General features: G+C 72.3%; 8 protein-coding genes and 1 pseudogene. 3 read left to right on the top strand and 6 right to left on the bottom strand.

Annotated features, from left to right (window positions below):
* Positions 1–64: 64 nt before the first annotated feature.
* Genes D455_RS0123540 through D455_RS0123530 form a run of 3 tightly spaced genes read right to left on the bottom strand, consistent with a single transcriptional unit; the run spans position 65 to position 3,589 of the window.
* The gene (locus D455_RS0123540) at positions 65–2,608 is read right to left on the bottom strand and encodes an MMPL family transporter (RefSeq protein ID WP_017573141.1); all 2,544 of its coding nucleotides are present in this window, start codon (positions 2,606–2,608) and stop codon (positions 65–67) included.
* Positions 2,609–2,649: 41 nt separating this feature from the next.
* Positions 2,650–3,312 carry a TetR/AcrR family transcriptional regulator gene (locus tag D455_RS0123535; protein WP_017573140.1) on the bottom strand — a complete coding sequence of 221 codons (663 nt, stop codon included), beginning with the start codon at positions 3,310–3,312 and terminating at the stop codon, positions 2,650–2,652.
* A 43-nt stretch (positions 3,313–3,355) separates the two neighbouring features.
* Positions 3,356–3,589, bottom strand: a complete 234-nt coding sequence (locus D455_RS0123530) for a hypothetical protein (protein WP_026122914.1) — start codon at positions 3,587–3,589, stop codon at positions 3,356–3,358.
* A gap of 86 nt (positions 3,590–3,675) precedes the next feature.
* On the opposite strand from D455_RS0123530, the gene D455_RS0123525 reads away from it, so the two are divergent.
* The gene (locus tag D455_RS0123525; protein ID WP_017573139.1) at positions 3,676–4,119 is read left to right on the top strand and encodes a nitroreductase family deazaflavin-dependent oxidoreductase; all 444 of its coding nucleotides are present in this window, start codon (positions 3,676–3,678) and stop codon (positions 4,117–4,119) included.
* Between the two features lie 147 nt (positions 4,120–4,266).
* Here the strand turns inward: D455_RS0123525 and D455_RS35600 are convergent, their stop codons facing one another.
* Both D455_RS35600 and D455_RS35595 read right to left on the bottom strand, forming a co-directional pair.
* Complete coding sequence (locus tag D455_RS35600) at positions 4,267–4,734, bottom strand: MATE family efflux transporter (protein ID WP_241480347.1); 468 nt, start codon at positions 4,732–4,734, stop codon at positions 4,267–4,269.
* Positions 4,735–5,105: 371 nt separating this feature from the next.
* Positions 5,106–5,474 (bottom strand): annotated as a pseudogene (locus tag D455_RS35595) (MATE family efflux transporter); the annotation flags it as partial.
* Between the two features lie 411 nt (positions 5,475–5,885).
* Here D455_RS35595 and D455_RS0123515 point away from each other — a divergent pair.
* Positions 5,886–6,332 (top strand): carboxymuconolactone decarboxylase family protein, encoded by a 447-nt coding sequence (locus tag D455_RS0123515; RefSeq protein WP_026122913.1) that lies wholly within the window; start codon positions 5,886–5,888, stop codon positions 6,330–6,332.
* A gap of 345 nt (positions 6,333–6,677) precedes the next feature.
* Complete coding sequence (locus D455_RS0123510) at positions 6,678–8,507, top strand: AMP-dependent synthetase/ligase (protein ID WP_017573136.1); 1,830 nt, start codon at positions 6,678–6,680, stop codon at positions 8,505–8,507.
* Between the two features lie 122 nt (positions 8,508–8,629).
* Here D455_RS0123510 and D455_RS0123505 read toward each other — a convergent pair whose 3' ends face one another.
* A complete protein-coding gene (locus D455_RS0123505; protein WP_017573135.1) occupies positions 8,630–9,148 on the bottom strand; it encodes a DUF7144 family membrane protein in 519 nt (172 codons plus the stop codon).
* Between the last annotated feature and the right edge of the window lie 651 nt (positions 9,149–9,799).

Below are 9,799 nucleotides of genomic sequence, written 5' to 3'. Positions count from 1 at the left end.
GGCGAGCCGACGCCGCGGGGCCCGGGCGCGGTCACGCGCCCGGGCCCCTTGGACCACGTGTGCCTCAGATCCGCTCGGAGGACACCCGGTCCGCGGCCCCGTCGGAGGAGGAACGCGTGTCCTCGGCGGTCGTGTCCTCCGGGGGCGGCACGTCACCGCTCCCGGCCGCCCGCTCACGCGGGTGGCGGCTCTCCAGGGAGGCGCCCTCCACGTCGATGTCGGGCAGGATCCGGTCGAGCCACCTGGGCAGCCACCACGCCGTGTCCCCGGCCAGGTGCATGAGCGCGGGGACCAGCGCCATGCGCACGACGAAGGCGTCGATGAGCACACCGAAGGCGAGCGCGAAACCGATCGAGCTGATCATGACGCTGTGGGAGAAGACGAATCCGCCGAACACCGAGATCATGATGATCGCCGCGGCGGTGACCACCGCGCGGCCGGCCCGGAAGCCCTGGACCACGGCGACCCGTGAGGGCGAGCCGTGTACGTGGGCCTCGCGCATGCCCGTGCCGATGAAGAGCATGTAGTCCATCGCCAGGCCGAACAGGATCCCCGCCAGGAGCGTGGGCAGGAAGTTCAGCACCGGCCCGGTGTTCTCCAGCCCGAAGAGGCCGCCCAACCACCCCCACTGGTAGACGGCCACCACGCCGCCCAGCGAGGCGAAGAAGGACAGGATGAACCCGAGCGTGGCCACGACCGGCACGAGGATCGACCGGAACACCAGCAACAGGATCACCAGGGACAGGCCCACGACCACCGTGAGGTAGGTCGGCAGCGCGTCGCTCAGGGTCTCGGAGATGTCGATGTTGCCGCTGGCCATGCCCGCGACCCCCAGCGGTCCGGTGCCCTCGATCGGCTCCAGGTCACGGAGGGTGTGCACGAGCTCCTCGGTGGAGGCGCTGGCCGGGCCCTCGACGGGCACGACCTGGAAGATGGCCAGGGTGTGGTCCTCGGAGACGCCGATGGGGGCCACCGCCGCCACGTCGTCGTGGGAGTAGAGCTCCTCCGCGACCAGCGCCTGCTCCTCCTCGGCGTTGCGCTCCGCGGCCTCCTCGTTCGGTCCGCCGGTGAGCCCGGACACGACCAGGAGCGTGCCGTTCTGCCCCGCGCCGAAGTTCTCCTCCACGGCGGTGAAGGCACGGTACTGGGTGGAGTCGGTGGGCTCCGAGGAGCCGTCGGGCATGCCCAGTCGCAGGTCGAGGGCGGGCAGGGCGACCACGCCCAGGGCGATCACGGCGACGACGGCCTGGACCAGCGCACGGCCGGTCGACATCGGCCGGGTCCGCTCCGCCGGACCCGCGCCCTCTCCGGGAGCGGAGGTGCTCTCGGCGAGACGGGCGCGCTCGCGGCGGGACAGGACACGCGTGCCCAGCAGCGACAGCAGCGCCGGAACGAGCGTGACCGCGATGAACACGGCGGTGGCGATGGAGACGGCGGCCACGCTGCCCATGAGGCCCAGGAACCCGATTCCGGTCAGGTTCAGGCCCAGCAGCGCGATGAGCACGGTCGTTCCCGCGAACACCACGGCGTTGCCCGCGGTCCCGTTGGCCAGGCCGATGGACGCGCTGACGTCGACGCCCTGCCTGAGCTGGCGGCGGTGCCGGTTGATGATGAACAGCGCGTAGTCGATACCGACGGCCAGGCCGAGCATCAGGCCCAGGATCGGTGTCACCGACGCCATCTCCAGCACCCCGGACAGCGACATCGCGACCAGGGTGGCGACACCGACACCGACGAGCGCCGTCAGGATCGGCAGGCCCGCGCCCACCAGGGTGCCCAGCATGACCACCAGGACCACACCGGCCACGATCACACCGATCACCTCGGCGGTGCTGACCAGGGAGGGCATGGTCATGGCCATGTCGTTGCCGAAGTCGACGGTGGTGCCGGGCACGGGGTCGCTCTCGAAGACCGCCATGACGGCGTCGCGGGTCTCCTGGGAGACCTCCGTCTGGCTGTCGGTGAAGGCGACGCGGACCAGGGCGGTGTCGCCGTCCTCGGAGACCGAGCGGATACCGGAGGCCATCTCCAGCATGGCCTCACCCCGTTCGACCTCCGCCAGGCCCGCGTCCAGCTCCTCGCGGTTCTGGTCGATCACGGCCTGTTCGGCGTCGAGCCCGGCCTCGGCCTGGTCGAGCATCCCGGCGGCCTCGGCCTGGGCGCGCCCCTCGTCGAGCTCCTCCTGGCCGGCTTCGAGCTCCGCGAGGCCGTCCTCCAGTTCCTCGCGGCCCTCCTCCAACTCCTGCCGCTGGTCGGCGCGCTCGCGCTCCGTGGCGAACGGGTCGATCACGTCCTCCACGCCGGAGACCTCGGCGGCCTCCTCGGCGCGGTCGGCGATCGCCTCCCGCTGTTGCCCGGTGAAGTCCGAGCCGTCCTCGGTCTGGTAGACGACGGTGCCCGTACCGCCGCCCATCCCCGAGAACTCCTCCGACAGGAGCTGTTCCACCTCGTCGGTGGGCGTCCCGGGGATGGAGAAACTGTCCTTCAGCTCGCCCGAGAAGAGGAGGAACGCGGCGCCGGAGGCCACCAGGAGGGCCAGCCAGACCGCGATGACGGTTCGGGCGCGGCGCGCGCACGCACGCCCGAGTCTGTAGAGAAATTCAGCCATGGTTCCTGTGAACGAAGTGGGTGGGGGAGCGCGCGGTGCGCTCAGGAGGTGTGGGGATCGACGTTTCCGTAGCCGTCACGGTTCACGGCGAGCATGCGGTCCAGCAGACCGGCCCAGACCCGGCGGGACTCGTCGCTGTCGACCCCTCCGGTGATCTGCTCCCAGCGCTGGACCATGACCGTGCCGCCGCTGATGACCGCGCCGCACATGAGGTCGACCACGAGCGGGTCGGCATGCGGATGGCGGCGCGTCATGATCGACGCCAGGCGGGCGCTCACGTCGTTGATGGCCCGCTCGAACAGCGCCGCCTGGCTCGGGGCCGGTTCGTTCCCCTTCTGCCTGAGGAAGCGCTTGAGCCGGGTGACCGGGGTGACCAGGTCGGTCTCACGTATCGCCTCGGCGAACTCGTCGAACATGTTCCCCGCGCGGTCGCCGGTGGCGGCGGTGAGGTTGGCCTCGATGCTGTCGACGATCGCCTCCAGCATCCCGCCGAACACCTCCAGGACGATGTCGTCCAGGGACCTGAAGTGGTTGAACACGGTCCTGCGGGAGACGTCGGCCCGTTCGGCGAGCTGGTCGACGGTGAAGCCCGTGTCCCCGCGTTCGGTCATCAGCGCGGCGGCGGCGTCGACGATGGCGCGGCGGTGGCGTGACTTCAGTGCCTCACGCCGATCGCGTGAGGTCGGTTCGTGCTGATGGTCCACGCTCCCAAACTACGGGCACCTTGCACTTGGTGCAACGACGCACTCAGTGCACCCAGTCACACCCGGGGTCGGCCGTCCTTCGGGAGCCGGTGGGCCGACGGGCGGCCTCGTCGTCACCCCCGCCATGACCGCGTTGGTCGTCGTGGGCGGCATGGGCGCTGGGACGTGGCGCTCCGTGCCCCGCCGTCAGCTCGTCGAGCGGCTGCGCGCGGGCGCGCACGGGACCGGCGGAGGGCATCCCGGCGTGTTCGGCGGCCGTGCGTTCCGTGACGGACACCACCGTGGTACGGATGAAGCCCGCGGGAAGTGGTGTTGGCAGTGGTGTCCGCCAGCGGGACGCGAGAAGACGAGGGAGACGATTCCATGCCGCTCGAAGGCGTGTACGAGCCGAGTCCGACGGAGTGGGTGCGCAACCAGGTCGAGCAGATCGAGCGGTCCGGCGGAACCGAGGGGATGACCCTGCGCGGCATGCCCGTCATCCTGCTCACCACACGTGGCGCCAAGAGCGGCAAGCTGCGCAAGACGCCGCTGATGCGGGTGGAGCACGAGGGCCGCTACGCCGCCGTCGCCTCGCTCGGCGGCGCGCCCAAGCACCCCGTCTGGTACTTCAACGTCCTCGCCGACCCCCACGTGGAGCTGCGGGACGGCACCGTGAAGCAGGACATGACGGCCCGCGAGGTCACGGGCGAGGAGAAGGCGGTGTGGTGGGAGCGCGCCGTGGCGGCGTTCCCCGACTACGCCGACTACCAGGCCAGGACCGACCGCGAGATCCCGGTCTTCGTCCTGGAGCCCGTGTCCGGCCGCTGAGCCGTCGTGGGGAGGATCGGCCGCGACGCGGCCGATCCTCCCCTTCCGGGAACGGTGACGGCACGCGGATCCGACCGACGTCCGCGGTGGTGCGGAAGTCCCCGGGGCGCACCCGCGCGGCGGCGCGCCTCCGAGCTCGCCACGGGGTCAGATCCGCGCGGACGACCGCCAGAACGCCAGGCCCTGCCCCACCACCAGCCCGCAGACCGCCACCGCGTACAGCGCCCACAGCAGGGGCAGTCCGCCGGCCTCGGCGACGGGCGCCGCGGCCAGCGCCAACGGCCCGTAGCAGAACGCGAACGCGTACATCGACGCCCGGGGGCGCTTGATACCCAGCAGCCCCATACCGGGCAGCACCTGTGCGGCGTCGGCCACGACCACCACCAGCAGCACGGGCAGGAGCGCGGTCACCGCCGACGCCACCCCGGGGTCGTCGGTGAACAGGCCGACGACCGTCCCGGACGCGGCCCACACGAGCGCCCCGCTCGCCGCGACCACCGGCAGCGCGACCAGGTAACCCGCCAGGACCGACCGCCGCGCCCCGGCCCGGTCACCCCTCTTCGCCGCGCGGGCGACGAAGGGGACGGTGGACTGACCGGTGGCCGTGGCCGCCACGAACACGNCACGAGCAGCTGGTGGGCGGCGGCCTCCGCCGGGCCCGTCCGGGCCACCGCCAGCGCCAGCACGCCCATCGCGCCGAACTTGACCAACAGGGTGGCCCCGGTGGGCAGGCCCACCCGCGCGATCCCACGTACGCCCGCCCAGTGGGGGACGCCGAGTCCCACCCGGTGTCCCCGGAGGACGGTCACACGGCGGGAGACGTACAGGGCCAGGCAGAGCGTGAGGCCTCCGTCGACCAGCACCGCCACCCCGGCGCCGTCCAGCCCCAGCGCGGGCAGCGGACCGGGGCCCAGGACGAGCGCGGGGGTGAGCACCACCGCGAGGGCGGTCGTGACCAGGCTCAGCACCAGGACGGCGCGGTTGTTCCCGAGCCCGACGAGCAGCACGGTGACCGAGGCCTTCACCGACGCGACGACCACGTACACCCCCATGAACAGCGGGTACGCGCCGAGCGCGGCCAACGTGGGGTCGGGCACCCCGATCAGCCGTCCCCACAGGGGCGCGGTGGCCACCAGGGCGCCGCCGAGCGCGCCCATGGTCAGGGCGAGCCAGAGGCCGTCGCGGACCACCGGGGCCAGCGCGTCCGGATCCTCCCCGTTCTCGGCCACGAAGGGCGTCGACCCGCGCAGCGCCCCCTGGACCACCATCAGCACCGGGTTGAACACCGCGACGACCAGGGCGTAGGCCGCCAGTTCCGCCGTGCCGGCGTTGCCGAGCACCCCCGCGGTGACCATGGTGCCCGCCATGGACGCGAGCATGGACAGGTGGAGCGGAACGGCCTTGGTGGCGATCCGGCGGGCCAGGACGCCCACGGATTCCGGGGATGCCGCGTCCCTCCGTCCGCCCGTCGTGTCGGTGCCGGATGCCGGTTCCGTGGACATCGGTTCCTCTCCGGAGGAGGTGTTCCTTCGACCATCGGAAAACTAGCATTCGTGACAGAGAATGGCTAAAGGGAAAAGTGAGTTCTCCGCCTCCGTGCGCCGGATGTTTTTCGGTGGTGCGGGAGTCACCGGGCGGACCCGGCCTTTCCCCGTCCGTTTCCGTACTCGGCCCTCGTGACGCGCGAACGCGTTGGTAGCGTTGTCGCCGGAGCCCCGGCCCCCGGGCCGGGACGGCGAAGGTGTTCGACGAGGAGGGCGGTTCCCGTGGCGAAAGAACGCGTGGTCTGGGCGAAGAAGCTTCCCGAGGTCTACAAGAAGCTGGACGAGATCGACAAGGTCATCGCCGGGCACCTGGATTCCGGTCTGCTGGAACTGGTCAAACTGCGCGCCTCGGTGCTCAACGGCTGTTCGTTCTGCATCGACCTGCACACCCAGCAGGCCCTGGAGGCGGGCGAGTCCCAGCAGCGGCTCTTCCTGGTGTCCGCCTGGTACGAGGCGGGGGCGATCTTCAGCGACGCCGAACGGGCCGTCCTCGCGCTCACCGACGAGATCACCCGCCTGGGCGAGCACGGGGTGTCCGACGAGGTCTACGACGGCGCCGCCGAGCACTTCGACGACCAGGAACTGTCCGCGCTCATCGCCGCCGCCGCGATGATGAACCTCTACAACCGGCTGGCCGTCACCAGCCACCTGCACCCGCGCAAGCGCTGACCCCCTTTCCGCCGGTGCGGGTCCCCGGGTCCGCGCCGGTCGGGGACACGGCTTCCCGGTGCCACCCACGACCGGTGGTCGGCGGTGAGGCGGAGATGACGGACGACCCGTTGTCAGGGCTGGCCCTCGCCGCGCTGGCCCCGGCCGTGCGGGCGTACACGACCCACCACGCCGTCCGCGGCGGGGTGAGGGCCGCGCTCCGGACCACGAGCGCGAGCGGACGCGCACGGAACCAGGCGACCGAACCTGATTCGGAATGGCGTCGGCCGCTCCCGGGTAGGGACTGTCGCGACCCGGCCCTCCGGGCGGTCGGCCGCGTACGGCATTCCGGATCCAGGAGCGCGTATGCCCCCCACCCTCCCCGCCGGCCGAACCCTTCCGGACCTGCTCGCCCGCAACGCCGTCGAGCACCCCGACGCGCCCGCGCTGTCCTGGCGCGCGGCGGACACCGGCGACTGGACCACCCTGACCTGGTCGCGGGTGCGCGACCGGGTCGCCGATCTCGCCGAGGGCTACGCCGCCCTCGGCGTCGAACCCGGCGACCACGTCCTGCTGATGATGGGCAACCGGCCCGAGCACTGGCTGTCCGACCTCGCCCTCGTCCACGCGGGCGCCGTCCCCACCACCGTCTACGGCACCGCCGCCCCCGAGCAGGTCGCCCACATCGCCCGGCACAGCCGCGCACGGTTCGCCGTGGTGGAGAACCCTCGGACCGCGGCCGTCTGGGAGGACCTCCTCTCCGCCCCCGGAACGCCCCTCGCGACGCTGGTCGTCGTGGACGGCGCCGACCCCGACCGCGGCCACACCGACTACGCGGCGCTCACGGGTGTGCCAGGCGGTGCTGGCGGTGTGAACGACGCGGACGGCCCGGCCTCCGTGCACCGGCGAGCCCCCGCCCCCGGCGACCTGCTCACCGTCGTCTACACCTCCGGGACCACCGGGGACCCCAAGGGCGTGGCGATCACCCACCACGACGTGCTGGCCAACGCCACCGCCCTGGACGCGGCCGTCGACCTGCCCGAGCGGCCCGACCACGTCTGCTACCTGCCCCTGGCCCACATCGCCGAACGCGTGCTCGGCCTCTACCTGCCGGTCTTCCGCGCCTCGCACGTGTGGATGTGCGCCGACCTCCGGGACCTTCCGGAGGTCCTGCGGCACGTGCGCCCGCCCCAGTTCTTCGGCGTTCCCCGCGTGTGGGAGAAGTTCGCCTCCACCCTGCGGGCCGGGCTCGGCCGCCTGCCCGAGGAACGGCGCGCTGCCGTGGAGGCGGCCATGTCCGTGGCCACCGAACACGCGGCCCACCGCGAGCGCGGCGAGGAGGTGCCCGCCGGGCTCCGGGAGCGCTTCGACCGGGCCCGCGACGAGGTCCTCGCGCCCCTCCTCGCGGGGGTCGGCCTGGACCGGGTCACCTGGGCCTCCAGCGCCTCCGCGCCCATGCCGCTGGACGTGGTGCGGTTCTGGGCCGGGTTCGGCGTCGTGATCATGGACGCCTGGGGCCTCACCGAGTCCGTGGGCGTGGCCACCGTCAACAGCCCCGTCACCGGGTTCCGGCTGGGTTCGGTCGGCCGCCCCATCAGCAGCGTGCGGGTGCGGATCGCCGACGACGGCGAGGTCTGGCTGAGGGGGGAGTCGGTCTTCGGCGGCTACCTCCGGCCCGACGGGACGGTGCGCCCGGCCACCGACGCCGAGGGGTGGTTCGCCACCGGGGATGTCGGGCGCCTCGACGAGGACGGGTACCTGTGGATCACCGACCGCAAGAAGGAACTCATCATCACCTCCCAGGGCAAGAACGTCTCGCCCGCCCTGGTGGAGAACGCCCTCAAGGAGCACCCGGTCGTCGGCCAGGCCTACGTCCACGGCGACCGCAGGCCCTACCTGGTGGCGCTGCTCGTGCCCGACCGCGAGACGCTTCCGGTGTGGGCGGCCTCCCGGGGCATCGACACCGATGGTGACTGGGAGGCGCTGGTCGCCCACCCGGAGGTGGCCGCGGAGGTGGAGCGCGCGGTCGGGGCGGCCAACGCCCGGTTCAGCCGCGCCGAGCGGGTCAGACGCCACCGGTTGCTCCCCGGCGAGTGGGGCCCCGACACCGGTGAGCTGACCCCCTCGCTCAAGCTCCGGCGGCGGGCCATCCGCGACCGCTACGCCGACACCCTGGCGGGGCTGTACGACGACTGACCGGCGGACCCGCTGACCAGGAGTCCGCACGGTGGGCCACCCGGCGCACCGGGAGGCGCGTACGCGCGAAACCGCTCCCGTCCTGGGGAACGGGAGCGGCCCGGGAGGGGTCCTCGGGGCCCTCAGTAACCCTGTCCGCTGGTCTGCTGCGGTCCCGTGCTCTGCCGGGGTTCGGTCGCTCCCTCCGGTGACTGCGCCTGCTGGGGCGCGGCGTGGGAGGCCCGGTACCCGCTGCGGTAGACGGCCTCGTGGTCCTCGGGGCGCTCCCGGTCCGGCCAGCCCGCGGTCAGCCCGTAGATCGCCACGATGCTCAGGGCGATGACCACCGCCGACCACACCGGCAACGCCGCGACGAAGGCCACCTGGGCGATGATGCTGGCCGCGGCGAGCACGAGGGCGACGGTCCTGGCCCCGGCACTGTTGGAGAGCAGGGTCAGACCGGCCACGATCATGGCCACGCCCCCCACACCGAGCAGGACGCTCCAGGCCCCGTAGCCCATCAGGAGCACGTCCGCGGCCGTGGCGGCGTAGAAGCCGGGAGTGTAGAGCGCCACCAGGGCCTGGATGATGTTGATCGCCCCGATGACGATCAGCAGCGTCGCGGTGAAGAACTGCCACCCCTTGGCTGTCTGCGTTCGCATGTCCGGATCCTTCCCGGCCGTCCCCGGGGGCCTCTGCGCGGTCCGGGACGTGGGAACGGCCGCTCGGGTGTCCCTCGCGGATCGCGGATCCGCGCGCCTTACCTTCATCATCGGATCCAACCGGTCACCGACACCCCACCGGTTCCTCCGGATAGGGCAAAACTCCCGGCACGCCCATGGAGTGACGGGATTACGTAATTACGGAAAACATGTACAGTGGAGGCGTGGTGGAGAGAACGACCGAGGAACGACTGGCCGACCTGGAGGCGCGGGTCGCCGCGCTGGAGGGCGCCGCCGGGCGCGGACACGCGGAGAAGGAACCCGCGGTGGAGGCGCGTGAGGACGTGTTCTTCGCGCTCAACGCCCTGCGGGAACACGTCACCGGGCGCGGCGCCGTGGTCTTCGCGGGGATCGTCCGGCGCGGAGAGGAGGAGGGCGAGAACGCGCTGGAGNNNNGGCAGCAGGGGCTGCCGGTCGAGCGCCTGGAGGGAGAGGACTGGTCCCGCCGGGCCGCGAGCCTGGACGCGCTGGGCAACCCCGTCCGGCTCCAGCTGCTGCACGCCGTCTGGAACGGCACCCGCACCGTCGCCGAACTGGCCGAACGCTCCGACTTCGGCACCACCGGCCAGATCTACCACCACGTCAACCTGC

The sequence above is a fragment of the Nocardiopsis halotolerans DSM 44410 genome (genome assembly GCF_000341065.1).
Classification (GTDB): domain Bacteria; phylum Actinomycetota; class Actinomycetes; order Streptosporangiales; family Streptosporangiaceae; genus Nocardiopsis; species Nocardiopsis halotolerans.
The sequence above is the reverse complement of the archived record's forward strand: the minus strand, read 5'-3'. Positions and strand labels throughout refer to the sequence as shown.